Raw genomic sequence first — 23,029 nt, forward strand, 5'->3', positions numbered from 1 at the left:
CGCCCACCATTTAACGGGCCGAGGGCGTCCGCGCTCTTCCTCCCCGTTCTTCCGAGAGAGCCAGGACCCCCGACATGCCCGCCGTAGTTCGCATCGCCGCCGCCCTCGCCCTCGGCCTTGCCGGTCCCGCCCTGGCCGCTCCCGCCCCGGCCGTTCCCGCTGTAACGACCGCCCCCGCGCCCGCCGCCGAGCCCTTCTCCCTAGCGCCACTGCCCTATGCCTTTGAGGCTCTCGAGCCGGCGATCGACTCCCAGACCATGCGTATCCATCACGGTCGGCATCATCAGGGCTATGTGAACAACCTGAACGCTGCCGTGAAGGCGACCCCCGCCCTGCAGGGCAAGTCCCTGGAGGCCATCATGGCCGAGGTGCAGAATTATCCGCCTGCAGTCCGCAACAACGGCGGCGGTCATTACAATCATACCCTCTTCTGGTCGCTGATGGCGCCGCCCGGGCAGGGCGGCGAGCCCTCCGCGGCTCTGGCGGCCCAGATCCAAAAGGACTTCGGCTCCATGCAGGCCTTCAAGGATGCCTTCCAGGCCGCCGGCGCCCAGCGTTTCGGATCCGGCTGGGCCTGGCTGGTGTGGACCGGCGACCGGCTCGCCGTCACCAGCACGCCGAACCAGGACAATCCCCTCATGGGCGACGCCCCCGTGAAGGGCGCCCCGGTCATCGCCAATGACGTCTGGGAGCACGCCTACTACCTGAAGTACCAGAGCAACCGCGGCGCCTACCTCACCAACTGGTGGAGCGTCCTGAACTGGAACGAGGCCAACCGGCTGTTCGCGGCGGCGACCCGATAAGCCAACCCGGACTCAGCCGAGGGTGAGGGTGCAGGACTCTCCGAGGGTGGGTCGGGACACCGTGATCCTCGAGAGATCCGGATAGCGCGCACAGAGCCGTTCGGCGAACCACGAGCAGAGAGTCTCCAGGGTCGGGCGTTCCAGCCCCGGCGTATCGTTGAGGAGGCCGTGGTCCAGCTCACCCGCCGCCGAGCGGAGGTCAGCGTCGAGGTCGGCGAGATCCGTGACCCACCCGACCGAGCCGTCAGGCGTCCCACGGACCGAAGCCTCCACGCGGAAAGAGTGGCCATGAAGACGACGATAGGGCCGCTCTTCCGGACCCTCGGGCAGGTAATGCGCCGCGTCGAAGGTCGCGGCCTTGGTGATCTCGAACTGTCTTGGGGTCATGTCTTGGGGACCGCCGGGCGGTCAGGGGATGCCGAGGGACTTGTGAGTCTGGACGCTTAAACGCCAGAGCGGGTGTGAAAGGCAATAGTCGATCGCGGCCTGCGTATTCTCCGCCAGCCGTGGGCCGTCCATGGGTTGGAGCCTGAAACTCTCGAAGTCCCAACCCACAAGGTCGGCCGGATCGATCCCGGGCTGGGGATAGACAAGCTTGAGCTCCTGCCCCGATCGCTGGACGACGGGGACGCGGCCCTTGGGGCTGACGCAGATCCAGTCGACGCCGGACGGGCAGGGCAGGGAGCCGTTCGTCTCGATAGCAATCCGGAACCCCCGGTCGTGAATCGCGGCGACCAGGGCGTCATCGACCTGCAGGAGGGGCTCGCCCCCGGTCAGAACAACCAGGCGGTTCTCCGGACCTCCGCGCCAGGCCGAAAGGATGGCCTCGGCCAGGTCCCCCGGCGAGGCGAACCGTCCCCCTCCGGGCCCATCCATCCCGACGAAGTCGGTGTCGCAGAACGTGCAGGCGGCGGTTGCGCGGTCCTCCTCGCGCCCGGACCAGAGATTGCAGCCGGCGAACCGGCAGAAGACAGCAGCCTGGCCTGCCTGACCGCCCTCGCCCTGGAGGGTCAGGAAGATCTCCTTGACGGCGTAGCTCATGGGGAAAGGGCGGGCCGGCCCGCCGCCTCCCACTCGCGCCAGCCGCGGGCGCGCAGGTCGCAGGCGGGGCAAACTCCGCAACCGTACCCCCAGTCGTGCCGATCGCCTCGCTCCCCGGCGTAGCAGGTGTGGGTGTCCTCCAAGGTGATGTCCACCAGCGCCTGGCCGCCCAGCCCATAGGTCAGGGCCCAGGTCTGAGCCTTTGTCAGATGCATCAAGGGCGTATCGATCACGAAGTCGCGGTCCATGCCCAGGTTCAGGGCGTTCTGCAGAGCGTCAAGCGTCCGCCGCCTGCAATCCGGATAGCCTGAGAAGTCCGTCTCGCACATGCCGCCCACAAGCCGGCCCAGCCCCCTTCGATCCGCCAGGGCCGCCGCCCAGGTCAGAAAGACCAGGTTCCGGCCGGGTACGAAGGTGTTTGGCAGGCCACGGGCGTCCATCTCGAACGCGCGTTCGGAGGTCAGCGCCGTCTGGCCGATCGTTCCGAAGGCGGTGAGGTCCAACCGGTGATCAGCTCCCAGTCGCTCCGCCCAGGCGGGGAAGCCGGACCGCACCTGGTCCAGCACCCTTGTCCGCTGGACCATCTCCACCCCATGCCTCTGTCCATAGTCAAACCCGACCGTTTCGACGTGGGCGTAGCGGTCAAGCGCCCAGGCGAGGCAGGCGGCGGAGTCCTGCCCTCCCGAGAACAGAACAAGGGCGCGGTCGTGATGGGTCATGCGCCTGAATACCCCCTGGCTTGCTGCAACGCAAAACTTCGGACTCCGCCGGCAATGGCGGGTCGGTCGAGGCCTTTGTGAAGGATGCGACTGACGGGGAGGCGCTCACGGACACCTACCTGACGGATGATTCCCAAGGCCTGTTCCGGAATGGGTTCTACACCGAGCCCCGGATGCTTGGCATCGGGGTCTCCAAGACCTGCCGGCGGTTTGGGCCAGTCGGCGCGTCCTCCACCCAGAGACCGAAGGGGCCCGCGGAACACTGCGGGCCCTTTTTCCGGCGCCGCGCATGCGGCTGGCGAGAGCCACAAGGCTTCCGAAGCCTTAACTTCAGCGAAACGCCTCGGCGTCATCGTGTGACGAGAAGCATAAGGCTCACAGCTTCCCATGTCGGCGCCCGATTATCTCTTCGACAGGGTCACCCGGGAGATCCGCCAGCAGATGGAGGGAATCCTGGCGCTGACGGCCCGTCTGGCCTCCCCCCTGTCTCCCGCTGACGCCAGAGCCTGTGTGCAGGGTGTCGCTGCAGCCGCGGAGACCGTCCGCCGGATTACAGCGGCGTCCTCCGATATTCGCGCCGCCCTCTCCGATACCCTCACCCTGACACCCGGCCCCGTCGCCCTGCGTGACCTCGTGGATCGTCTGGACGATCGCTGGCGTCAGCGCATACAGGGCTCACGGGTCACCCTTCTGGTGTCGTATGACGGGCCGCCAGAGGGCGCCGCCATGCTGGACGCAGACCGGGTTCTTCAGGTCTTCGATGGCTTTGTCGCCCATGCGCTCTCCGCCGCGAGCGGGGGTGCAGTCGAAGCTATGCTGCGGGTCAAGGAGACCGAGGGAGGCTTCATCCTTGAGGGCCGGGTCAGATCCGCCTCGACAGCGGCCCGCGGGGAGTTCGAGGTCGATGTGCGGGAGATCGAGGCCATGTTCGGCCTGGAGACGGCCCTTGGCTTCATGCTCGCAAGGCACATCCTTCGCAGGCTCGGGGGGCGTGCGCGGACCCTCCACAATCCCGGCCTGGGAGAGACCCTGAGCTTCGCCTTCCGCACCGAGTCTCCACCTGAGCTTCCCGTTGAGACGGCGGCTGAGGGTCTTTCTGCGCATATCCTGGTCGTCGATGACAACGCCACCAACCGGATGGTGGCTGAGACCCTTTGCAGCATGTTCGGCTGCACAACCGAGCCCGCCGCGGATGGAGAGGAAGCCGTGACCGCGGCCGCCTCCGGGCGCTTCGACCTGATCCTCATGGACATTCGCATGCCGCGGCTAGACGGCGTCGCCGCCACCCGCCGCATTCGCGCTCTTCCCGATCCGGTCGGCCAGATACCGATTATCGCCCTGACCGCTAACGCCGACGTCGAAGAGACAGCCGCCTATCTCCGTGCGGGAATGAACGGCGTTGTCGAGAAGCCGATGAAGCCTGATCAGTTGCTCCAGGTCGTCCTGGAGAACTTGCCCGGGGGTCCGGGTGGGGCCATCGCCGCTACCTGACGCCGGGCATTCGAAAGACCGTCGGATCGGGGTCGGTAAGTCCAGGGTCGGGTCGATGTGCGGATCGTCGCGTGCACCGGGAGAAGCCCCTCTTCACCTGCATGGTCCAGTATAGCGCCGAAGTTTCTTTTCTCCGGGTCAGCTCCCAACCCGCAGAGTCCCCGCGCTCATTCCCCTGTCCAACGAGGCAGGGGCTGGAGCAAAAGGGCTCACTGCGCCCACGGAAGTCCCTGTCCGAACCGCTCTAGGTTGGAGGTGCTCGACGCGCCCGACCCTTCGCCAGTCCCCTGGCGGCGTAAGTGGGCTTGCGGGTGTGCCCCGAACCGGCATTGTGGCGAGGTCGATCACCGGGGGAGAGGCCATGGCGAGCTGGTATGAGCGAACGATCCTGCCGAAGTTCCTGGCGTGCGCCTGCTCAGGTCCCGAGATGATGCGCCAGCGGGGGCGCCTCGTACCCCGCGCAAGCGGGCGGGTCCTCGAGCTGGGCGTGGGCATGGGCCTGAACCTCGTCTTTTATGATCCGGACAGGGTCTCGTCGGTGAGTGGCGTCGATCCGGCGCCTGAATTGAGGGCCATGGCCGAAGCCGCCCCTCGGCCGGAAGGGCTTCCGGTCGAGATTCTGGCCGGAGTCGCCGAGGACCTGCCCTTCGAGGCGGCCAGCTTTGACAGCGTGGTCTGTACCTTCACCCTGTGTTCGGTCCACTCGCCGGAGCGGGCCCTCGCGGAAGCCCGGCGCGTTCTCAAGCCGGGCGGCCGGCTGTTCTACTGCGAGCATGGTCTTTCCCCGGATGTGGACGTCGCCCGCTGGCAGAGACGGATCGAGCCGCTCTGGGAGCGTCTGGCGGGGGGCTGTCGACTGACGCGACCAATCCTGCCCCTGATTGAAGGGGCGGGATTCTCCGCCCTTGACGCGGAAAGCGCCTACCTGCCCAAAGTCCCGCGCTTTGCAGGATGGAATGTGCTCGGAGAGGCTGGCCTTCACCATCCCTCGGCATGAATCTGAATTCCGAGACCTCCCGAGGTTGGCTTCGATCATTGGCTTTCGTCACCAGTTTGGAGACGTAACGCTGGCTTAACCCAAACCCGCGATGATTTGACCTATGGGTGCATGAGAATGAGGATATGCAGCACTATCCATCCAGTATGTTGGGCGAGGAAAACTTCCTACTCCAGCTTTCAGGCGTAGCCGCATGGAAGTATTTTGCGGATGGCCGGTTCGATTGGTCGCCAGCCATGTACCAAATGTTTCAACTTGAGCCCGGATGTACGCCAAGTGAAGTTGTCTCACGCTATCATCCCGATGACCGGAATCACGTTACGCGCAGCTTGGCTAAAGCATTTATAAGCGACGAGCCTTTATCGACTTATTACAGAATTTTGTTGCCAAATGGAGATATCAGGCAAATACATTCGAGGGTAGTTTCAAGGTTGGGAGATAAAGGTCCTGAAGTCGTAGGAGTAAATATAGACGTTACATCTCATTGGAATGATATGAAGCTCGATGTCAATGAGCTGCGCAGATTTAAGTTTATCGCAGAAAACACAAAAGATCTAATAATAAGATATTCGTCAGATGGATTATTCACATTTGTATCCCCTGCAGTGAAGTCGATACTCGGATATGATCCTGATGAGCTGATCGGTAAGCCGATCATCAGTCTGATTGATAGCGAGGCTCATCCGAGGGCCTCAAAAATGCTGGAAAACATAACTATTTCGAAGCGTACTCCAGGTCCAACCGAGGTCCTGACAATACGCAAGGACGGAAGTCGGATCTGGTTAGAAGGAAATCCAAGGCCAGCCCATAATGTCTTTGGTGATCTGATAGAATGGGTGGACGTCTTGCGCGACGTTACGGAACGCAAGGACGCTGAGAGAGCCCTCGTCAAGGCGCTCTCGGAAGCTGATGCGGCTGCGGAGGCGAAGTCACAGTTCCTTGCAAACATGAGTCATGAACTAAGGACTCCATTAACAAGCATTATCGGATTTTCTGATCTAATCGAGAAAGAAGATATATCATCTGAAAGAGTGAAATCCTATACAAATAAGATTTCTATGGGAAGTCGTACATTATTGAATGTTGTAAATGATATTCTAGATCTCTCCAAACTTGAGAATGGAGCTCTTGAGCTCGATCTAAGGCCGTTCAATCCTGAACGTCTTGTGGAGGATGCAATAGCGCTTCTGGTTCCACAGGCGGAAGGAAAAGGACTTGTTGTTCGAGGTCATTTTCGTCCGTCCCTGGACGACGGAACGCCAGACTGGCTCTTTGGCGATGATATGCGGATAAACCAGGTTCTGTTGAACCTCCTGTCCAACGCCATCAAGTTCACGGATGAGGGGACGATCAAGGTCGCTGTGGCGGCTCAGCGACGCGATCCGGGCCGCGCCCTGCTCACGATCCAGGTTGCCGACAGCGGCCTGGGAATGTCGGAAGCACAGATTTCCAAACTCTTCGAACGGTTCTCCCAGGCCGATGGCTCCATCAGCCGGCGCTATGGGGGGACCGGCCTGGGGTTGGCGATCTCGCGCCGCCTGATTGACTTGATGGGGGGAAGCATAACCGTCGAGAGCGAGGTCGGACGGGGCTCGTGCTTTACCGTGACGGTCGAACTGGACGTCACCGAACCCGCGGAAGAGTCGGTTCGGGCGCCCGCCGTCAGTCTCGCCCAGCCGATCAGGATCCTGCTGGCGGAAGACAATCCGGCGAATCGCGAGTTGATGGACGCCCTGCTCAAGGATACCGGCGTGAAGCTGAGTTTCGCGGCCGATGGGGCCGAGGCCGTGGAGATGGTGACCCGGGAGGCGTTCGATCTCGTCCTGATGGACATCCAGATGCCTGTCATGGATGGCGTCTCTGCGACCCAGGCGATCCGGAGGCTCTCAGGCAGGGCCGCGAGCATCCCGATCATCGCCCTTTCCGCCAATGTCCTCCCGGGGCAGGTCCAGCAGTACGCGGAGCAGGGTTTCAGCGGCCACGTCGGAAAGCCGATCAACGTGGGGGCTTTGTTTGCAGCCATCTCGGGCGCGCTCGAGGAGGCCGATTGAACCTGTCGCCGTGGTTTGCCTGCGCTCGGCGTCAGCCGGGGCTTGCTTTTCGGCTCCTGCGCCCGGGAAAGCGGCCGGTTTCGAGTGAAAACACGCAGGTCGTCAAAAGGGCTTCGGACTCAAGCGGAGTTCTCAATCGGACATGGCTGCGGCTATTCCACCCCACGCGGTGACTCCGAGGAGGAAGCCGAAGTCGTACCAGCCGCCGTCGTTGGGGTAGGCGTAAATCCGGATCTCAGGGCTGAAGATGTGCGCAATCAGCGCAAACCAGCTGAGAAACCCGTGCAGGAGCCCCGATAGAAACCCGGGGGCGTCGGGTGACGGCGCATAGGGCTGGGTGGCGCAGGCGCCAAGGGTCACCATCACCGTGGCGAGGACCATCAGCGCCTTGCGTCGACCAGGCGGCGGCGTCTTCGATCCGCCCCGCGGCGCCCTGGTCCACATCCTCGTCTCCATGTCCGGAACGACCTGTCAGGGGCCTTCAGGCATGATCGCCGCCCCAAGGACCAGGGTGAGTTCATGCAACCAGCCGCGCAAGGTTAAAGGTGTTTATCCCTGTCGGTTCTCACGCTCTTCACTTTCGGCAGTGCACGGGTTGGAAAGCGCCTTGTCAGGGAGTCGTTCGTATGGGGACCTATTACGCAGCCGGTCACACCTACCAGATCGTCAAGACAGCCATGACCTGGTCGGCCGCCAGGACCTGGGCCGAGAGCCAGGGCGGACATCTCGCCTACATCACCAGCGCCTCCGAGAACCAGGCGCTGATCACCATGACGCAGCTGGCGACCGGACTCGACGCCGCACCGACCGCCACCGACGGGGGCGGCGCTCGTTACCTCTGGCTGGGTGGCTCCGACGCCGACATGGAGGGGACCTGGCGCTGGGGAGACGGGTCACTCGTCTCATCGGGCTATTCGAACTGGGGCGCCGGCGCCCTTGGCGCTGAGCCGGACAATTTCGGCGGCGTGCAGGACGCGCTGGCCTTCGGGCTTCAGTCCTGGCCACAGCCGTCGGGCGGGATCGGAACGGCTTACAAGTGGAACGACGTCAACCCGTCCAACAGCCTCTATTTCGTGGTGGAGTGGGACTATATCCGCGGAACTACAGGCGCTGACACCATCTCCCGTTCCGGCGGGGAGACGGTCTATGGCCTCGAGGGCAATGACGTCATCAGCTACGCCTCAGGTTATAGCTACCTGCGCGGCGATGCCGGCGACGACTCGGTATCCGGAGGCTCTGGCTTCGACGACATCAACGGAAACATGGGGAACGACACCCTGCGCGGCAATGACGGCGAGGACTGGGTGGTCGGCGGCAGGGACAACGACCTCCTGTTCGGCGACGCCGGCTTCGACATCGTCTACGGCAACATGGGCAATGACACGGTCGACGGCGGAGCCGGCAACGACTGGGTGCGCGGCGGCCAGGGCGACGACTCCGTGTCGGCGGGCGCCGGCGATGACTGGCTGTGGGGCGACAAGGGCGGCGACACCCTCAGCGGTGGTCCGGGGGCGGACCTGTTCCACAGTCTGGCCGGCGCCGGCATCGACCGGATCACAGACTTCAACTCCGCCGAAGGCGACCGCCTGAAGCTGGAAGGGAACCCCTCGCGGACAATCGCCCAGGTCGGCGCTGACGTTGTGGTCGACATGGGCAACGGCGACCAGGTCATCCTGGTCGGCGTCTCCCTCTCCAGCCTCGGAAACGGATGGATCATTTGAGGCCTGCGACATCTGCGAGCGTTACGATCCGGCTGGCCCGGGCATCGGAACTTCGCGCCATAGCCGCCATCGAGCGCGAGTCTGCGCAGAGGTTTCTGGAGACGCACGAAGCCTGGATCGCCCAGGACCCTCCAGCCCCGGAAGAACTGCTCGCGGAACGACTTGAGGCCGGTGGCCTGTGGGTGGCGACCTTGCCCGACGATCGCCCCGTCGCCGCGATCCGGTTCCGGCCCCTCGAGGCCGTCCTCTACATCGAACAGCTCGATGTCCTGCCGGAGTTCTCAGGAAGGCGGCTCGGCGCCGGCCTGCTGGACAAGGCCGGGTCCCTCGCCGGCGCGGCGGGCCTCGAGGCACTGGTGCTCTCCACCTTCCGGGACATTCCGTGGAACGCCCCCTGGTACAGCCGGATCGGGTTCGAGGTGATCGAGGTCCTGCCTGCGGCGCTTGACGACATCCGCCGCGAGAATCTGGCGCGCGGTCTGGACGAAAGCCGGCGGGTGTTCATGCGCCGGGAGGTCAACCACCCTCTGGAGGGTCGGGCGGATCGAACCGGCCAACGCCCTCCGAACTGGTAGCTGGGGGCGGGATCGAACCGCCGACCTGTGGGTTATGAATCCACCGCTCTAACCATCTGAGCTACCCAGCCGCCGGGCCCTTCGGCGAGGGGCGGGTTATAGGGTCTGGCGGGGCGCGCTTCAAGCCGCTTGGGAAGAGGGGCCGGGCTTGCTAGGGTCACCCCTGCGATGAGCGTCCTGCATCTCCTGGGAACGGCCGGCGAAGGCGGCGCGGAGACCTATTTCGTCGACCTGGTCACGGCCCTGGCCGGGGCGGGGGTGGCGCAATCGGCGGCCTTGCGCGCCAACCCCCGGCGACAGGCCGCCCTGCAGGCGGCCGGCGTGCCGACCCGGGTGCTGAGGTTCGGCGGACCCCTCGACCTCCTCACCACGCCCCTGACCGGGCGGTTCGCCCGCCGCACCAGGACCCGACTCGCCCTGGCCTGGATGAACCGCGCCGCCCGGCATGCGCCGAAGGGCCCCTGGGCCAGGGTCGGCCGGCTGGGGGGCTACTATAACCTCAAATACTATCGCGGCTTCGACGCCCTGGTCGCCAACACCGAGGACATCGCCGACTGGATCGTCGCCCAGGGCTGGCCGGCGGGGCGGGTCCGCTGCATCCCCAACTTCGCCGCCCCCGCCGCAGACGCCCGCCCTGTGGCCCGCGCCGGGCTCGATACGCCGCAGGACGCGCCCCTGCTGCTAGCCATGGGCCGGCTGCATGAGGCCAAGGCCCATGACGTGGCCCTGGAGGCCCTGGTCCGCCTGCCCGAAGCCTTCCTCTGGATCGCCGGCGCCGGCCCGGAGGAGGGACGGCTGAAGGCCCTTGCCGAGGGGTTGGGCCTGTCGCGGCGGGTGCGCTTCCTGGGTTGGCGCACCGACGCCTCGGCCCTCTACCGGACCGCGGACCTCTGCCTCTTCCCCTCCCGCTACGAGCCCCTGGGCAATGTGGTCATCCAGGCCTGGGCGCACGGCCTGCCCGTAGTGGCCGCCGCCTCTACCGGTCCGGCGGCCCTGATCCGCGACGGGCAGGACGGGCGCCTGGTCCCGGTGGACGACCCCGCCGCCCTGGCCGACGCCGCTCGCGACCTGCTGGACGATCCCGCCGCCCGCGCCCGCCTGGCCGGGGCCGGCCTCGCCCGGGTGGCCGGAGAGTTCTCTCCCGACGCCGTCGTCGCCCGCTGGCGTGAGCTTTTCACAGAGTACGGGGCGGGCTGATGTGCGGCATCGCCGGCGTCCTGAACGGCGAGCGTCTCGCCGCCGACCTGATCGCCGCCCTGGCGCACCGGGGCCCTGACGGGATCCGCACCGAGAGCCTGCCTGGCGCGAACCTCGCTCACGCCCGCCTGTCCATCATCGACCTGGAGGGGGGCTGGCAACCCCTGCACGCCGCCGGCTCCGTGGTGGTGGGCAATGGCGAGATCTACAACTACCTGGAGCTGGCCCAGGACCACGGGCTCGGACCCCTCCTGGCCACGGGCTCGGACTTTGAGCCCCTCCTGCACCTCTACGCCCGGGAGGGGCCGGACGCCTTCCGCCGGCTGCGGGGCATGTACGCCTTCTGCCTGGTGGGCGGCGACGGGCGCACCTGGCTGGTGCGGGACCCCTTCGGCATCAAACCCCTCTATATCCTGGAGCGGGACGGGGCGGTCATCTTCGCCTCCGAACCCCGCGCCTTCCTGGCCGCCGGCCTGATCGATCCGGTGATGGACGCCTCCGCGGCGGAAGACCTCCTGGGCCTGTCCTATACAACGGGGGAGGCGACCATCTTCCCGGCCCTGCGCCGGCTGGCGCCCGGCGAAATCCTGGAGGTGACGCCCGCAGGGCTTATCGCGCACGAGCCCCGGCCCAGCCTGCCGGCCCGCTCTCCCCGGCGGGCGAGCGACGAGGCCGCCCTCATCGACCAGCTCGACGCCGTTCTTGAGGAGAGCGTCCGGGTGCACCAGAGGTCCGACGCCCCCTTCGGCCTCTTCCTGTCCGGGGGGATCGACAGCGCCGCCATCGCCACCCTGATGGCCCGGCTGGCCGAGAGGCCGGTCACCGCCTTCACCTGCGGCTTCGACATGCCCGGCGCCGCCGACGAGCGCGGCCAGGCCGAGCGGGTGGCCCGGGCCCTCGACCTCGACTGGCGCGAGGTGCGCTTCGATGAAACCGAGTTCTGGCGTCTGATGCCTCGGGTGGCCCTGGCCCTGGACGATCCTACGGCCGACTACGCCGCCCTGCCCACCTACCGCCTGGCCGAGGCGGCCCGGGACACCTTGCGCGTGGTGCTGACGGGGGAGGGGGGCGACGAGCTGTTCGGCGGCTACGGCCGCTACCGCCGGGCGCTTCGGCCGGCCCTGCTGGGCGGACGGCCCGCCGACCCGCGCCCGGACCGCCCCGAGGTGCTTGCCCGCTGGCGCGAGGCCGGACGTGCGCCCCGGGGCCTGTCCCCTCTCCAGTCGGCTCAGTGGTCGGATGTGGCGACTTGGCTGCCCAACGACCTCCTGATCAAGCTGGACCGCTGTCTGATGGCCAACGGCCTGGAGGGGCGGACCCCCTTCCTCGACCCCGAGGTGGCGGACTTCGCCTTCACCCTGCCGGACCGGTTCAAGGTGCGCGGCCGGTTCGGGAAGTATCTTCTCAGGACCTGGCTGGCGCGCACCTGCCCGGCGGCGGCGCCCTGGGCCCGCAAGCAGGGCTTCACCGTTCCCGTCGAGGCCTGGATCGCCCCCCGCGCCGCCGACATCGCCCCGCGGGTGGCCGAGGTCTCCGCCGTCCGTCGCCTGCGCTCGCCCGAGGCCGTCGCCGCCGCCTTCGCCCCGGGAGGGAAGGGCGCCTGGCCCCTCCTGTTCCTGGCCGTCTGGTCCCTCATCCACCTGGAAGGCGCAGAACCCGCCGACGCCCTGGAGGCGTGTGCGGGCCGGGTCTAGGGCCCCTCGACGACCACCACCGACTATGCCTTACTCTGGGTAAGGCTTGATTTCGGCCAGAGGGGGAAAACATGACCGAGATTTCAATGGCGTCGGGTAAGCTGAATGTCGGCGGGGTCTTCAATCAGGCCTTTTCGACACTCAAGGCCAAGCCGCTTTTCTTCGTCTTCACGGGACTCATGTTCGGGATTGCGCATCTGGCGCTGTCACGTTCGGGAATCAACGGGCCCGATCCCTCCGCCATCTCCCCAGGGCTCGTCCTCGTTGGCGTCCTGCTCCTGGTGGTCCTGGGCGCCATCTCGCAGACCCTGGCCGCCCGGGCGACTGAGGGACCTCTCGGGACCAACGCCAGCCTCGACTTCGCCCCGGCGGTTCAGGCCGCCCTTCCGCGTCTGCCGAACGTGATCCTGACAACCCTGGCCCTCCTGTTTCTCGTCCTCCTTGGCTTCGTCGCCTTGATCCTTCCCGGCATCGTCATCCTCTTGATGCTGTGCGTGGCCCTTCCGGCCTTCATCCCTGAAGACCTTTCCCCGATCGCTGCGCTGAAACGGAGCCGGGAACTGACCCGTGGCAACCGGTGGCGCCTGCTGGGGCTGGTTCTTCTCAACGGCCTGATCCTGATCGGGGTCGGCGTCGTCGTCAGTCTGCCCTTGGGTCTCGCCAGCACCTTGCCCGGGCCCGCCGGCGGCGTCTTCTCGATCATTTCCTCCGCCGTCGAGGGCTTCGTCGGCGTATTCATCGCCGTCCTCTACACCCACGCCTTCCTCGACCTGCGCCGCCTGCACGAGGCTTCGGCCCCGGCGCCCCTGATCTGACGGAAGGATGCAAATGGCGGATGCAGCCCGCTCTCCCGGTCGTCTGGGGGTCTTCCAGACCCTCCGGGAGGGGCTGAGTCTGCTGCCCAGGGCCATTGGCCCCTTGCTGCTCCTCAACCTCGCCGCCCTGGGACTGATGGTCATCCTGGCGCTTGTGTTTGTCCTTCCTCTCCAGATCCTCAGGACGGTCCTTGAGGTCGGGGGGCTCGGGGCCTCGGGCCTGGGCGCCAAGGTTGCAGAGGCCCTGCCCCTGGTCAGCATTGTCCTCTGGTGGATTATCCAGGCCTATGTCGCCCTCTGCCTGCTCGTCGCCCAGTACCGGATCGCAGCCGAGGTCCGGGCCGGCTTGCGCCCGCAGTCCCGGGAGGTCTTCTACAGGCCGGACCCGCCCCTCCTGCCGCTCGCCTCGCTGGTCCTTGTCCTCGGCCTTGGCGCCCTGATGGGATTTTCGGCCCTTGTGGTCCCCGGCGTGGTCTTCCTCCTGGTCTTCGGGCAGGCCCTGCCGGCGATGATCTTCGAGGGGACGAATGTGAGGGGCTCCCTGGCCGCCAGCTGGAGGCTCACTGAAGGCAACCTCCTGAGCCTCCTGGGCCTGACGCTGATCCTACTACTCCTGGCCTTCGTCCCGTCCCTTCTCAGCTACCTCGTCGCCAAGGCGGTGGGGCCGGGCGCTTCCCTCTTCATTGTCCTACCGACGGTTACCGTCGCTATCGTCCTGCTCTTTGCCGTGTCCTGCCTGCCGGCCCTGGTCGCCGTGATTGTCTACCAGCACCTGCGCGCTCAAGTTGCGGGCTCCATCCCCGCTGAACAGCCAGAAACCGACGGAGTCCCCGCATGAGCGACATCGCTTTCGCCCCCGCCAAGCTTCCCGTATTCGCGACCCTCAAGAAGGCCTGCAGGGTCAGCCTGAAGGCGGTGGGACCGCTCTTACTCTTGAGCCTGCTTTTCACGCCAGTGTTCTTCTTCGCCATTCTCACTGTCTGGTTTGTCTCACTCCTTGTGGGGATGTTCTTCTCATCTTCGGCTATTACCTTGGGCTCCACGGCCCTCGTCGACCTCGCCATGCTGGCCGTGGCCGTACCTGGCTTCTTGGCGATCCTGGTCTTCACAATCAGGGTCCTGGTCGGATCGTTCCGGCTGGCCGATGCGGCCTGCGACGGGCGGACCCTGAAGTTCGCCGACGTCCTGCGCAATCGGCGGCCCAATGTCCTTGTCTTTTTCGCCCTCGTCTTGACTGTGGTCGTGATGACTCTCCTGGGCCTGGTCGCCTTCATCGTCCCGGGTGTCATGGTCGTCATGGCTTTTGGCCTCGCCCCCATCGCTATGATCCTGGAAGACAAAGGTTTGAGGGACTCGCTGACGCGGAGCCGGCAGCTCACGGAAGGCAACCGTTGGCAGTTCTTTGGCGTCTACCTCATTGCCAACTTGGTTTACTTGCCAGTTTACATCGCATCCAAGCCCTTAATGGCTGCACTCAATGAGACCGAGAACATCACGTCCATAATCGCCATGACCGTCGTAAGCTTCGTTGTCTCGCTCCTGTCGTCAGTATTCGCCACAGTGATCCCTGTCGTGGTCTTCCGCGAACTCCGCGCCTTGAAGGACCGCCCGGCCGAGGTCGTCGCCCCGGAGCCCGCCCCGGAACCCGCCCCGGAGCCTTCAGGCGCCGCCTGAGAGGCCCTGGCGCTCAGAGGCGAAGCCGCGGTCGCGGATGGCCTGCCACCAGGCCTGGTTTTCGACGTACCAGCGCACGGTCTCCTCCAGGCCCTGGGGGACCGGCGTTCGGGGGGTCCAGCCTAGTTCGTCGCGGATCTTCGAGGCGTCGACGTCGTAGCGGAAGTCGTGGCCGGGCCGGTCGGTGACGAAGCTGATCTTGTCCGCGTGCGGCGTGTTGGCCGGGGCGTAGCGGTCGAGGGCCTCGCAGAGCATGCGGACGATCTCGATGTTGCGGCGCGTGGAGTCGCCGCCAATGCAGTAGGTCTCGCCCAGCCGGCCGCGATCCAGCACGGTGAGCAGGGCCTCGGCGTGGTCGTCCACGTGCAGCCAGTCGCGCACCTGCCGCCCGTCGCCGTAGACCGGGATGGTCTTGCCCTCCAGGGCCCGCACCACCACCGTCGGGATCAGCTTTTCCGGGAACTGGAAGGGGCCGTAGTTGTTCGCGCAGTTGGTGATCACCACCGGCAGGCCAAAGGTCCGCCCCCAGGCCCGGACGAGGTGGTCGGCGCCGGCCTTTGAGGCGGAGTAGGGCGAGTTGGGGTCATAGGGCGTGGCCTCGCTGAAGGCGCCGGACTCGCCCAGGGCCCCGAAGACCTCGTCCGTCGAGACATGGTGGAAGCGGAAGGCCTCGCGGCGGCCGGGCGGCAGGGCCGACCAGTAGAGTCGCGCCGCCTCCAGCAGGACCGCCGTGCCCAGGACATTGGTGCGCACGAAGTCGATGGGGCCGTCGATGGCCCGGTCGTTATGGCTCTCGGCGGCCAGGTGCATGAGGGCGTCCGGCTGGTGGCGTTCGAAGATGGCGGCCACGGCGCCGGCGTCGCAGATGTCGGCATGCTCGAAGGCGTATCCGGGGTCGCCCGCCACCGAGGCGACATTCTCCAGGCTGGCGGAATAGGTCAGGGCGTCGAGGTTCACCACCTGGCGTCCCTCGCCGATGGCTCGCCGCACAACGGCCGAGCCAATGAATCCCGCGCCGCCCGTGACAATGAGTTTCATCTGGAACCCTGCCTTCGCTTGCCTTCGCTAATGTCCTAGCGGCGTTCGACCGGCAAGGGAATCCGCCCGGCGGGTTGAGGCGCCCGCCGCCGGGGCCTAGAGTAGTGACTCAGCAAGGGTCGCCCCGCAGGAGACAGGCCCTCAGATCGGGGAAGACCAGGGCATGGAGGCGGCGGTCGTCAAGCGCGAAAGCCCCACGGGCGGGTTCGGCGCCGGTCCGCCCCGCGGTCCCGGCGGTCCGGGGGGCTTCGGTCCCGGCGGTCCCGGCCGGCGTCCGGGAATGCCCGATCTGACCACTGGCCCGATCGGTCCGACCCTCGTGACCTTCGCCCTGCCGGTCCTGGGCACAAACATCCTCCAGTCCCTCAGCGGGACCTCCAACGCCTTCTGGGTCAGTCATGTGCTCGGCCCCGCCGCCCTGACGGCGACCACCAACGCCAACCAGGTCTTCTTCCTGATGATGGGCGCCATGTTCGGCGTCTCCATGTCCGCCAACCTGTTGATCGGGCAGGCGATCGGATCGGGCAACCGCGACCTTGCAAAGCGGGTCGTCGGCACCTGCATCATCTTCTTCCTGGCCATCTCACTGATGGTCGGACTCACGGGCTTCCTGGCCACGCCGGGAATCCTCGCCGCCATGGGCACGCCGGCGGACGCCCGGGCGGACGCCACGACCTACCTGCGGGTCATCTTCATGGCGATCCCCATCATGTACTTCTTCTCCTTCGTGCAGATGGCGCAGAGGGGGACAGGGGACTCGCGGACGCCCTTCTACTTCGCTCTGCTGGCCATCTCGATGGAGGTAGTCCTCAATCCGATGCTGATCACCGGCTTCGGGCCTTTTCCCCGGATGGGCATCGCCGGATCCGCCTCGGCCACCCTGATCTGCCAGGGCCTGACCCTGGCGGCGATCATCTTCTGGCTACACCGCAGGGACTCGATCCTGATCCCCCGTCCCGGGGAGTTCGGCTACCTGATCCCGGACCTCTCCATCATCCGCACCCTGGTCATGAAGGGCCTGCCCATGGGCCTGCAGATGTTCATCATGTCCTTTGCGGCCCTGACCATGACGAGCTTCGTCAACAGCTACGGGTCGACCACGGCGGCGGCCTACGGCGTGGCCATGCAGATGTGGGCCTATGTGCAGATGCCGGCCATGGCGCTGGGCATGGCGGTCTCATCCATGGCGGCGCAGAACGCCGGGGCGGGGCGGATGGACCGGGTCGACCGGGTGGCCCGGACGGGTATCGGGTACTCCGTTCTCCTGAGCGCCCTGCCGATCCTGCTGATCTATATTGCCGGTCCCCTGGCGCCGCGCCTCTTCCTGCCGGAGGGCAGCCCATCCATTCCCATCGCCCAGCACATCAACTACTTCGTCCTCTGGGGCTTCATTCCCTTCGGCATGAGCTTCATCCTGTCGGGCATCGTGCGGGCCACCGGCTCGGTCTGGCCGCCGCTGATCTCGATGATCATCGCCATGTGGGGCATCCGCATCCCGGTGGCCAGCCTGCTCCAGCCCGCCCTGGGCGCCGACGCCGTATGGATCAGCTTCCCCGTCGGCTCGATCGCCTCCTGTCTCCTCGCCTTCGCCTGGTATCGGTGGGGCAACTGGCGGAAGTCCAGCCTGCTCGCCGCCTTCGCCCCTGGAGGTGCGAAACCTCAGCCGGCCATGGCGCCCACCCCGTCCCGGGTGGACACCCCCTGAGCCCGGATCAGGGCTCCATCAGCGCGGCGTAGACCAGGGTCCGGAGCTCCCGCCGGATGGGGTAGGTGGACGATCCCATGAGCTGGGTGAGGAAGACGACGGCGATGTCCTTGACCGGATCGATCCAGAAGGCGGTGGAGGCTGCGCCGCCCCAGTAGTACTCGCCTGGGCTGGAAGTCAGCATGGCCCGGACCGGATCAAAGGTGACGGCGAAGCCGAGGCCGAAGCCCACCCCGGCGTTGGTCGCCTCCGAGAAGAGTGAGCGGGACAGCATGGTCAGGTCCTGGCCGCCAGGTAGATGGTTGGAGGCCATCAGGCGCAGGGTAGCGGGCGCGATCAGCCGTTCACCGCCCAGTTCTCCCCGGTTCACGAGCATCCGGCAGAACTTCATGTAGTCGTCCGCCGTGGAGACCAGCCCGCCGCCGCCCGAGTGGAAACGCGGCGTCTGGTGGTAGGCGCTGGTCACCGGGTCGTCCTGCAGGGTCAGGCCGCCTTCCGGCGTGGGCGCGTAGCAGGCCGAGAACCGGGCCGCCTGGTCGGCGCGGACGGAGAAGCCGGTCTCGGTCATGCCGAGAGGCGCAAAGATGCGCTGGGCGAGGAAGTCCTGGAACGGCTGGCCGGAGATTCGCTCGACCAGGACCCCGAGGACATCTGTGGAGATGGAATAGTTCCAGGCCTCCCCCGGTGAGAACTCCAGAGGCAGGCGGGCGAGGGCGTCGACGAAGCCCTGCATGTCGAGGGGCCCATGGGAGTCGGCGATTTTCAGCTTACGGTAGGCGGCGTCCACATTGGTCCGGGTCTGGAAGCCATAGGTCAGGCCGGAGGTGTGGCGCAGCAGGTCAACCATCTGCATGGATCGCGCCGGCGGGGTCGTCAGGTAGGGGCCGGTCCCGGCGGAGTAGACTGTAAGGTCCTTCCACTCGGGAATGAAGCGTGAGACCGGGTCGTCCAGGGCGACCTTGCCCTCCTCCAGCAGCATCATGAAGGCGAGGCTCGTGATCGGCTTGGTCATGGAATAGATGCGATGCACGTCTTCGCGCGTGGCGGCGCGGCCGCGCTCGCGGTCCGCAAGGCCCTGGACCGTCTCGTGGACCAGGTCGCCCCCCCTCATCACCTGGAGATGGACGAACGGCAGTCGTCCACTCGCCAGATAGGTCTCCTCGAGGAACTGGTCGATACGGGCCAGGCGGGCGGGGGAGAAGCCGAGGGCTTGCGGGCGGGTCATGGCGTTTCCTTGCCTTTGAGGTCTGCGAGGACCTTGCGGCGCCGGGCCCCTTTTCGCAAAGGCCGGCGTTGCGCAATCGGCCCTTCGGCCCGATAGTTGAACAAACAGTATGCCGCACCTCGGCGCTAGGGAGGACAATGATGGCCTGGGACTTCGAGACCGATCCTGAATTCCAGAAGAAGCTCGACTGGATCGAGGACTTCATGCGCGAGGAGGTCGAACCCCTCAGCCACCTGGGCATGGCCGCCCATGGCCCCCTGGGCCGCGAGAAGTTCATCAAGCCCCTGCAGGACAAGGTGAAGGCCCAGGGCCTGTGGGCCTGCCACCTGGGTCCTGAACTTGGCGGCCAGGGCTATGGCCAGCTGAAGCTGGGCCTGATGAACGAGAAGCTCGGCCGCAACGGCCTCGCACCCACCATCTTCGGCTGCCAGGCGCCGGATACCGGCAACGCCGAGATCATCGCTCACTACGGCACGGAGAAGCAGAAGGAGCAGTACCTCTGGCCGCTCCTCAACGGCGAGATCCGCTCGGCCTTCTCCATGTCCGAGCCGACCGGCGGCTCCGATCCCCTGACCTTCCGGACCCGCGCCGTCCTGGACGGCGACGAGTGGGTCATCAACGGCGAGAAGTGGTACTCGACCAACGCTCGCTGGGCGAAGGTCCTGGTCGTCTACGCCATCACCGACCCCGACGCGAAGGACCCCTACCGGCGCACCTCCATCTTCCTGGTGCCCACGGACACCCCCGGGGTTCGGATCATCCGCAACGTCGCCGTTGGCGCAGGCGGCGAGATCGGCGGCGGCAACGAGGGCTATGTCGAGTACAAGGACGTCCGCGTCCCCTACGACGCCCTGCTGGGCGAGCGCGGCGCAGCCTTCGTCATCGCCCAGGTCCGCCTTGGCGGCGGCCGGGTCCACCACGCCATGCGAACGGTGGGCGCCTGCAAGCACGCCCTGGACCTGATGTGCCAGCGGGCCGTCTCGCGCACCACCCGGGACGGGCGGCTGGCCGACCTGCAGATGGTGCAGGAGCAGATCGCGGACTCCTGGATCGCCCTGGAGAGCTTCCGCCTCCTGGTGCTGCGGACGGCCTGGCTGATCGACAAGCACAAGGACTACAACATGGTCCGCAAGGACATCGCCGCCATCAAGGTGGCCATGCCCAAGGTCTACAACGACATCGCCACCAAGGCCGCCCACCTGCATGGCGCCCTGGGCGTCTCGAATGAAATGCCCTTCATGCACATGGTGACCAGCTCGCTGGTCATGGGCATAGCCGACGGCCCGACCGAGGTGCACAAGGTCACCCTGGCCAAGCAGGTGCTGAAAGACTACCGGCCCGACAACGACCTCTTCCCCAAGTACCACATCCCGCGCCTGCGCGAGGAAGCCCAGGAGAAGTTCTCCAAGGAGCTGGCGGAGATCAAGGAAGAATACGCCCGCCGAGCGCGGGACGCGGCCTCGGCCTGAACCGCCCGCCTCGATCGGATCAGGGGGCGTCTTGGAAGGGGCGCCCCCGTGTTTTTGCTTGATCGTCGCGACGGAAGGCCGTCAGGGTCGTAGCGTTCCCCGCTTTCCCCCCGAGTTCCCCGAATGCCCTCTGTGTCTGCATCTGAATGGCCCGTCATGTCGATCACCGAGGCGCACGCGCGCCTGACGGCGCCGGGCCAGGGCTTCGAGATGGAGGAGCCGGTCATCCAGGGCGTCCGGCAGAGGACCTGGAAGAACGCGCCGCCGACCCTGCGGGACATCTTCCTGAACGGTCGGGCCTCCGCGGCGCGGGAATTTCTGGTCTACGAGGACGACTGCGCGACCGACGAGGCCTTCTTCCGCGCCGCCATCGCCCTGGCCCGCCAGCTCCAGGCTGACGGGGTGCGCGAGGGCGACCGTGTCGCTGTGATCATGCGCAATCTGCCTGAGAGGCCGGTGGCCTTCTTCGCCGGGGTCCTAGCCGGCGCCATCGTCACCCCCCTGAACGGCGGGTGGACCGGTCCCGCGCTACAGCAAGGCCTCGCCGACTCCGGGACGCGGGTGGCGATCGTCGACGACGAGCGACTCGAGCGGATCGCCCCCCGCCCGGGCGAGCTTCCCGAGCTGGAGCGGATCTATGTCGCCCGCCTGCCGGAGGACGCCGACCCTGGCCCCCGGACCATGCGCCTCGAGACTTTCATCGGCCCGGTGAATAGCTGGAAGGACCTGCCGGATTCGCCGCTGCCGGACGTCGCCATCGATCCCGACGCCGCCGCCGCCATCCTCTGCACGTCGGGCACGACGGGACGGCCCAAAGACGCCCTTTGCGCCCACCGCAACATGACCTCCAATGTCATGACCAGCGGCATCGCCTCAGCGCGCCACTTCATGCGGGCCAGCCAGCCCCTGCCTGAGAGCGACCCGCACAAGCTGCCGGGGCGCAGCTTGCTCCTGGTGGCGTCTCTCTTTCACGCGACCGGCTTGTCCGCGACCCTCGGTCCGACCACGAACGCCGGAGGTAAGATCCTGAAGACCGAGCTGAATTCGGTGTTCGGGGGGCGGGAATGACTGTCCCGGCGCCGCTTATCATCGGTCTTGGCGGCACAACCCGCGCCGGCTCCAGCACGGAACTCGCCCTGTCGGCCGCCCTTTCCGCAGCCGAGGGACTCGGCGCCCGCACCCGGCTGGTGGGCGGCGCCTTCCTGGCGGACCTGCCGATCTACGACCCTCGCCCCGGCGATCCTTCCGAGCGGCAGGCCGAGCTGGCCGACCTTGTCAGGGGCGCCGACGGCCTTATCCTCGCGACCCCGGGCTACCATGGATCCCTCTCCGGCGTCATGAAGAACGCCCTCGATACCCTCGAGCTCCTCCGCGGGGACGCCCGGCCTTATTTCTCTGACCGCGCCGTCGGCGTGATTGTCACGGCGGCTGGTCCGCAGGCTGCAGGCACGACCCTGACGGCGGTCCGGTCGATTATTCACGCCCTCCGCGGTTGGCCGACGCCCTATGGGGCCGCCATGACCGTGAACAGCGCCTCCTTCGGACCGGACGGCCGTCCGCTGGAAGCTCATGACGCCTGGCAGGTCGACACCGTCGCCGCTCAGGTGGTCCAGTTTGCAAAGATGAGGCTCACGTCATGAAGCGTCCCTATCTCGTTACAGACCCGCCCTCCGCCCCGAGGGGCGGAGAGTCCGCCATTAGTCCGATCGAGGACATCATCGAGGACGCCCGGAATGGCCGTCCGTATATCCTCGTGGACGCGGAGGACCGGGAGAACGAGGGGGATGTCATCATCCCGGCCCAGTTCGCCACGCCCGAGCAGATCAACTTCATGGCCAAGCACGCCCGGGGCCTGATCTGCCTGTCCATCACCGGCGAAAGATCGCGCCAGCTGCGCCTTCCGCCCATGTCCGCTGACAACCAGTCCGGCCACGGCACGGCCTTCACCGTCTCCATCGAGGCCAGGGAAGGGGTGACCACCGGCATCTCGGCCCACGACCGGGCCCGCACCATTGCGGTGGCCGTGGACCCGACCAAGGGTGCGGACGACATTGTCTCGCCGGGCCACATATTTCCCCTCGTCGCCCGCGATGGAGGGGTGCTGGTTCGCGCGGGCCATACAGAGGCGGCCGTTGACATCTCGCGGCTCGCCGGCCTGAACCCCGCCGGGGTGATCTGCGAGATCATGAAGGACGACGGGTCTATGGCCCGCCTGCCGGACCTGATTGTCTTCGCCCAGACCCATGGTCTGAAGATCGGCACCATCGCCGACCTGATCGCCTATCGCCGGAGGACGGAACGGCAGGTGGAGCGAGTGCTGGAGACCCCGGTGGAGAGCGCCTTCGGCGGCCGTTTCCGGATGGTCATTTACCGCAATATCCTGGACCGGACCGAGCACATGGTGCTCACCCGAGGCCGCATCGAGCCGGAGCGACCGACCCTGGTGCGCATGCACCGGCTCGACCTCGCTGCGGACGTCATTGGCGCCGGGGGCGCGAGGTCGGATTTCGTCCGCAAGGCGCTTGAGGCGCTGGCGGCCTCAGATGGGGCGGGGGTCGCAGCCTTCATAGCCGACTCCAATCCCGCATGGCTCTCCGAGCGTTACGGCGCCGACCCGGGGGTGGACCATGGCGCCAATGTCCTCAGGGACTACGGCGTGGGCGCCCAGATTCTGATCGACCTTGGCGTGCGGGACATGATCCTCCTTACCAACTCGGCCACGGTCCTTCCGGGCTCGGCGGGCTACGGCCTTCGTATCGTTGAGCGCCGCCCCCTCGACTGATCCCGGGATTCCGGCTTATAAGGCTTCCGCTT

At 66.5% G+C, this 23,029-nt stretch carries 22 protein-coding genes and 1 tRNA gene; 16 read left to right on the forward strand and 7 right to left on the reverse strand.

Features of this window, described 5'->3' with window-relative positions; genetic code table 11:
- Window positions 1-74 precede the first annotated feature (74 nt).
- Window positions 75-803, forward strand: a complete 729-nt coding sequence (locus INE98_RS07280) for a superoxide dismutase (protein WP_293537781.1) — start codon at window positions 75-77, stop codon at window positions 801-803.
- 12 nt (window positions 804-815) lie between these two features.
- Here INE98_RS07280 and INE98_RS07285 read toward each other — a convergent pair whose 3' ends face one another.
- Genes INE98_RS07285 through queC form a run of 3 tightly spaced genes read right to left on the reverse strand, consistent with a single transcriptional unit; the run spans window position 816 to window position 2,563 of the window.
- Entirely contained in the window at window positions 816-1,190 is a 375-nt protein-coding gene (locus INE98_RS07285; protein ID WP_293537783.1) for a 6-carboxytetrahydropterin synthase, read from the reverse strand.
- Window positions 1,191-1,211: 21 nt separating this feature from the next.
- On the reverse strand, window positions 1,212-1,844 hold the full coding sequence (gene queE, locus INE98_RS07290; protein ID WP_293537785.1) for a 7-carboxy-7-deazaguanine synthase: 633 nt from the start codon (window positions 1,842-1,844) through the stop codon (window positions 1,212-1,214).
- Window positions 1,841-2,563: a 7-cyano-7-deazaguanine synthase QueC gene (gene queC, locus INE98_RS07295; protein ID WP_293537786.1), complete on the reverse strand. Its 723-nt coding sequence runs from the start codon at window positions 2,561-2,563 to the stop codon at window positions 1,841-1,843. The genes queE and queC overlap by 4 nt, the downstream gene beginning before the upstream one ends.
- 387 nt (window positions 2,564-2,950) lie before the next feature.
- On the opposite strand from queC, the gene INE98_RS07300 reads away from it, so the two are divergent.
- The 3 genes from INE98_RS07300 to INE98_RS07310 all read left to right on the forward strand — a co-directional run bounded on the left by INE98_RS07300 (window position 2,951) and on the right by INE98_RS07310 (window position 7,102).
- A complete protein-coding gene (locus tag INE98_RS07300) occupies window positions 2,951-4,054 on the forward strand; it encodes a response regulator (protein ID WP_293537788.1) in 1,104 nt (367 codons plus the stop codon).
- Between the two features lie 361 nt (window positions 4,055-4,415).
- Window positions 4,416-5,051 carry a class I SAM-dependent methyltransferase gene (locus INE98_RS07305; protein WP_293537789.1) on the forward strand — a complete coding sequence of 212 codons (636 nt, stop codon included), beginning with the start codon at window positions 4,416-4,418 and terminating at the stop codon, window positions 5,049-5,051.
- A 125-nt stretch (window positions 5,052-5,176) separates the two neighbouring features.
- On the forward strand, window positions 5,177-7,102 hold the full coding sequence (locus tag INE98_RS07310) for an ATP-binding protein (RefSeq protein ID WP_293537791.1): 1,926 nt from the start codon (window positions 5,177-5,179) through the stop codon (window positions 7,100-7,102).
- A gap of 132 nt (window positions 7,103-7,234) precedes the next feature.
- Here the strand turns inward: INE98_RS07310 and INE98_RS07315 are convergent, their stop codons facing one another.
- Window positions 7,235-7,546 (reverse strand): hypothetical protein, encoded by a 312-nt coding sequence (locus tag INE98_RS07315; RefSeq protein WP_293537792.1) that lies wholly within the window; start codon window positions 7,544-7,546, stop codon window positions 7,235-7,237.
- Window positions 7,547-7,728: 182 nt separating this feature from the next.
- Between INE98_RS07315 and INE98_RS07320 the strand changes: the two genes are divergently transcribed.
- Together INE98_RS07320 and INE98_RS07325 are read left to right on the forward strand one after the other, a co-directional pair.
- Window positions 7,729-8,823, forward strand: a complete 1,095-nt coding sequence (locus INE98_RS07320) for a lectin-like protein (RefSeq protein WP_293537794.1) — start codon at window positions 7,729-7,731, stop codon at window positions 8,821-8,823.
- On the forward strand, window positions 8,811-9,398 hold the full coding sequence (locus INE98_RS07325; RefSeq protein ID WP_293537796.1) for a GNAT family N-acetyltransferase: 588 nt from the start codon (window positions 8,811-8,813) through the stop codon (window positions 9,396-9,398). The genes INE98_RS07320 and INE98_RS07325 overlap by 13 nt, the downstream gene beginning before the upstream one ends.
- On the opposite strand, the gene INE98_RS07330 is transcribed toward INE98_RS07325, so the two are convergent.
- Window positions 9,393-9,469, reverse strand: a tRNA-Met gene (locus tag INE98_RS07330). The genes INE98_RS07325 and INE98_RS07330 overlap by 6 nt on opposite strands.
- 97 nt (window positions 9,470-9,566) lie before the next feature.
- Here INE98_RS07330 and INE98_RS07335 point away from each other — a divergent pair.
- From INE98_RS07335 to INE98_RS07355, 5 genes are all read left to right on the forward strand, one after another.
- Window positions 9,567-10,595, forward strand: a complete 1,029-nt coding sequence (locus INE98_RS07335) for a glycosyltransferase (RefSeq protein ID WP_293537797.1) — start codon at window positions 9,567-9,569, stop codon at window positions 10,593-10,595.
- Window positions 10,595-12,289, forward strand: a complete 1,695-nt coding sequence (asnB, locus tag INE98_RS07340; RefSeq protein WP_293537798.1) for an asparagine synthase (glutamine-hydrolyzing) — start codon at window positions 10,595-10,597, stop codon at window positions 12,287-12,289. The genes INE98_RS07335 and asnB overlap by 1 nt, the downstream gene beginning before the upstream one ends.
- Window positions 12,290-12,360: 71 nt before the next feature.
- The gene (locus INE98_RS07345; RefSeq protein ID WP_293537800.1) at window positions 12,361-13,104 is read left to right on the forward strand and encodes a glycerophosphoryl diester phosphodiesterase membrane domain-containing protein; all 744 of its coding nucleotides are present in this window, start codon (window positions 12,361-12,363) and stop codon (window positions 13,102-13,104) included.
- Window positions 13,105-13,117: 13 nt separating this feature from the next.
- Window positions 13,118-13,942 (forward strand): hypothetical protein, encoded by an 825-nt coding sequence (locus INE98_RS07350; protein ID WP_293537801.1) that lies wholly within the window; start codon window positions 13,118-13,120, stop codon window positions 13,940-13,942.
- Window positions 13,939-14,778 carry a hypothetical protein gene (locus INE98_RS07355; protein ID WP_293537803.1) on the forward strand — a complete coding sequence of 280 codons (840 nt, stop codon included), beginning with the start codon at window positions 13,939-13,941 and terminating at the stop codon, window positions 14,776-14,778. The genes INE98_RS07350 and INE98_RS07355 overlap by 4 nt, the downstream gene beginning before the upstream one ends.
- Here the strand turns inward: INE98_RS07355 and rfbB are convergent.
- Complete coding sequence (gene rfbB / locus INE98_RS07360) at window positions 14,764-15,816, reverse strand: dTDP-glucose 4,6-dehydratase (protein ID WP_293537805.1); 1,053 nt, start codon at window positions 15,814-15,816, stop codon at window positions 14,764-14,766. The genes INE98_RS07355 and rfbB overlap by 15 nt on opposite strands.
- A 280-nt stretch (window positions 15,817-16,096) precedes the next feature.
- Here rfbB and INE98_RS07365 point away from each other — a divergent pair, with 280 nt between their 5' ends.
- Window positions 16,097-17,521, forward strand: coding sequence for an MATE family efflux transporter (locus tag INE98_RS07365; protein WP_293537806.1), 1,425 nt, complete (start codon window positions 16,097-16,099; stop codon window positions 17,519-17,521).
- A gap of 7 nt (window positions 17,522-17,528) precedes the next feature.
- On the opposite strand, the gene INE98_RS07370 is transcribed toward INE98_RS07365, so the two are convergent.
- Window positions 17,529-18,746 carry a serine hydrolase gene (locus INE98_RS07370; protein ID WP_293537808.1) on the reverse strand — a complete coding sequence of 406 codons (1,218 nt, stop codon included), beginning with the start codon at window positions 18,744-18,746 and terminating at the stop codon, window positions 17,529-17,531.
- A 140-nt stretch (window positions 18,747-18,886) separates the two neighbouring features.
- Here INE98_RS07370 and INE98_RS07375 point away from each other — a divergent pair, with 140 nt between their 5' ends.
- The 4 genes from INE98_RS07375 to ribB all read left to right on the forward strand — a co-directional run bounded on the left by INE98_RS07375 (window position 18,887) and on the right by ribB (window position 22,997).
- Window positions 18,887-20,215, forward strand: a complete 1,329-nt coding sequence (locus INE98_RS07375; protein ID WP_293537810.1) for an acyl-CoA dehydrogenase family protein — start codon at window positions 18,887-18,889, stop codon at window positions 20,213-20,215.
- Window positions 20,216-20,371: 156 nt separating this feature from the next.
- A complete protein-coding gene (locus INE98_RS07380; protein ID WP_293537812.1) occupies window positions 20,372-21,283 on the forward strand; it encodes a class I adenylate-forming enzyme family protein in 912 nt (303 codons plus the stop codon).
- Window positions 21,280-21,855 carry an NADPH-dependent FMN reductase gene (locus tag INE98_RS07385; protein ID WP_293537814.1) on the forward strand — a complete coding sequence of 192 codons (576 nt, stop codon included), beginning with the start codon at window positions 21,280-21,282 and terminating at the stop codon, window positions 21,853-21,855. The genes INE98_RS07380 and INE98_RS07385 overlap by 4 nt, the downstream gene beginning before the upstream one ends.
- Window positions 21,852-22,997 (forward strand): 3,4-dihydroxy-2-butanone-4-phosphate synthase, encoded by a 1,146-nt coding sequence (ribB, locus tag INE98_RS07390; RefSeq protein ID WP_293537816.1) that lies wholly within the window; start codon window positions 21,852-21,854, stop codon window positions 22,995-22,997. The genes INE98_RS07385 and ribB overlap by 4 nt, the downstream gene beginning before the upstream one ends.
- The last annotated feature ends 32 nt before the right edge of the window (window positions 22,998-23,029 follow it).

Source organism: Phenylobacterium sp., assembly GCF_020253645.1.
GTDB lineage: Bacteria > Pseudomonadota > Alphaproteobacteria > Caulobacterales > Caulobacteraceae > Phenylobacterium.

What these genes read in the sequence shown, in the direction of transcription:
- INE98_RS07280 (WP_293537781.1), top strand. Translation starts at nt 75, where the DNA reads ATGCCCGCCGTAGTTCGCATCGCCGCCGCCCTCGCCCTCGGCCTTGCC.
- INE98_RS07285 (WP_293537783.1), bottom strand. Translation starts at nt 1,190, where the DNA reads ATGACCCCAAGACAGTTCGAGATCACCAAGGCCGCGACCTTCGACGCG.
- queE (WP_293537785.1), bottom strand. Translation starts at nt 1,844, where the DNA reads ATGAGCTACGCCGTCAAGGAGATCTTCCTGACCCTCCAGGGCGAGGGC.
- queC (WP_293537786.1), bottom strand. Translation starts at nt 2,563, where the DNA reads ATGACCCATCACGACCGCGCCCTTGTTCTGTTCTCGGGAGGGCAGGAC.
- INE98_RS07300 (WP_293537788.1), top strand. Translation starts at nt 2,951, where the DNA reads ATGTCGGCGCCCGATTATCTCTTCGACAGGGTCACCCGGGAGATCCGC.
- INE98_RS07305 (WP_293537789.1), top strand. Translation starts at nt 4,416, where the DNA reads ATGGCGAGCTGGTATGAGCGAACGATCCTGCCGAAGTTCCTGGCGTGC.
- INE98_RS07310 (WP_293537791.1), top strand. Translation starts at nt 5,177, where the DNA reads ATGCAGCACTATCCATCCAGTATGTTGGGCGAGGAAAACTTCCTACTC.
- INE98_RS07315 (WP_293537792.1), bottom strand. Translation starts at nt 7,546, where the DNA reads ATGTGGACCAGGGCGCCGCGGGGCGGATCGAAGACGCCGCCGCCTGGT.
- INE98_RS07320 (WP_293537794.1), top strand. Translation starts at nt 7,729, where the DNA reads ATGGGGACCTATTACGCAGCCGGTCACACCTACCAGATCGTCAAGACA.
- INE98_RS07325 (WP_293537796.1), top strand. Translation starts at nt 8,811, where the DNA reads ATGGATCATTTGAGGCCTGCGACATCTGCGAGCGTTACGATCCGGCTG.
- INE98_RS07335 (WP_293537797.1), top strand. Translation starts at nt 9,567, where the DNA reads ATGAGCGTCCTGCATCTCCTGGGAACGGCCGGCGAAGGCGGCGCGGAG.
- asnB (WP_293537798.1), top strand. Translation starts at nt 10,595, where the DNA reads ATGTGCGGCATCGCCGGCGTCCTGAACGGCGAGCGTCTCGCCGCCGAC.
- INE98_RS07345 (WP_293537800.1), top strand. Translation starts at nt 12,361, where the DNA reads ATGACCGAGATTTCAATGGCGTCGGGTAAGCTGAATGTCGGCGGGGTC.
- INE98_RS07350 (WP_293537801.1), top strand. Translation starts at nt 13,118, where the DNA reads ATGGCGGATGCAGCCCGCTCTCCCGGTCGTCTGGGGGTCTTCCAGACC.
- INE98_RS07355 (WP_293537803.1), top strand. Translation starts at nt 13,939, where the DNA reads ATGAGCGACATCGCTTTCGCCCCCGCCAAGCTTCCCGTATTCGCGACC.
- rfbB (WP_293537805.1), bottom strand. Translation starts at nt 15,816, where the DNA reads ATGAAACTCATTGTCACGGGCGGCGCGGGATTCATTGGCTCGGCCGTT.
- INE98_RS07365 (WP_293537806.1), top strand. Translation starts at nt 16,097, where the DNA reads ATGCCCGATCTGACCACTGGCCCGATCGGTCCGACCCTCGTGACCTTC.
- INE98_RS07370 (WP_293537808.1), bottom strand. Translation starts at nt 18,746, where the DNA reads ATGACCCGCCCGCAAGCCCTCGGCTTCTCCCCCGCCCGCCTGGCCCGT.
- INE98_RS07375 (WP_293537810.1), top strand. Translation starts at nt 18,887, where the DNA reads ATGGCCTGGGACTTCGAGACCGATCCTGAATTCCAGAAGAAGCTCGAC.
- INE98_RS07380 (WP_293537812.1), top strand. Translation starts at nt 20,372, where the DNA reads ATGTCGATCACCGAGGCGCACGCGCGCCTGACGGCGCCGGGCCAGGGC.
- INE98_RS07385 (WP_293537814.1), top strand. Translation starts at nt 21,280, where the DNA reads ATGACTGTCCCGGCGCCGCTTATCATCGGTCTTGGCGGCACAACCCGC.
- ribB (WP_293537816.1), top strand. Translation starts at nt 21,852, where the DNA reads ATGAAGCGTCCCTATCTCGTTACAGACCCGCCCTCCGCCCCGAGGGGC.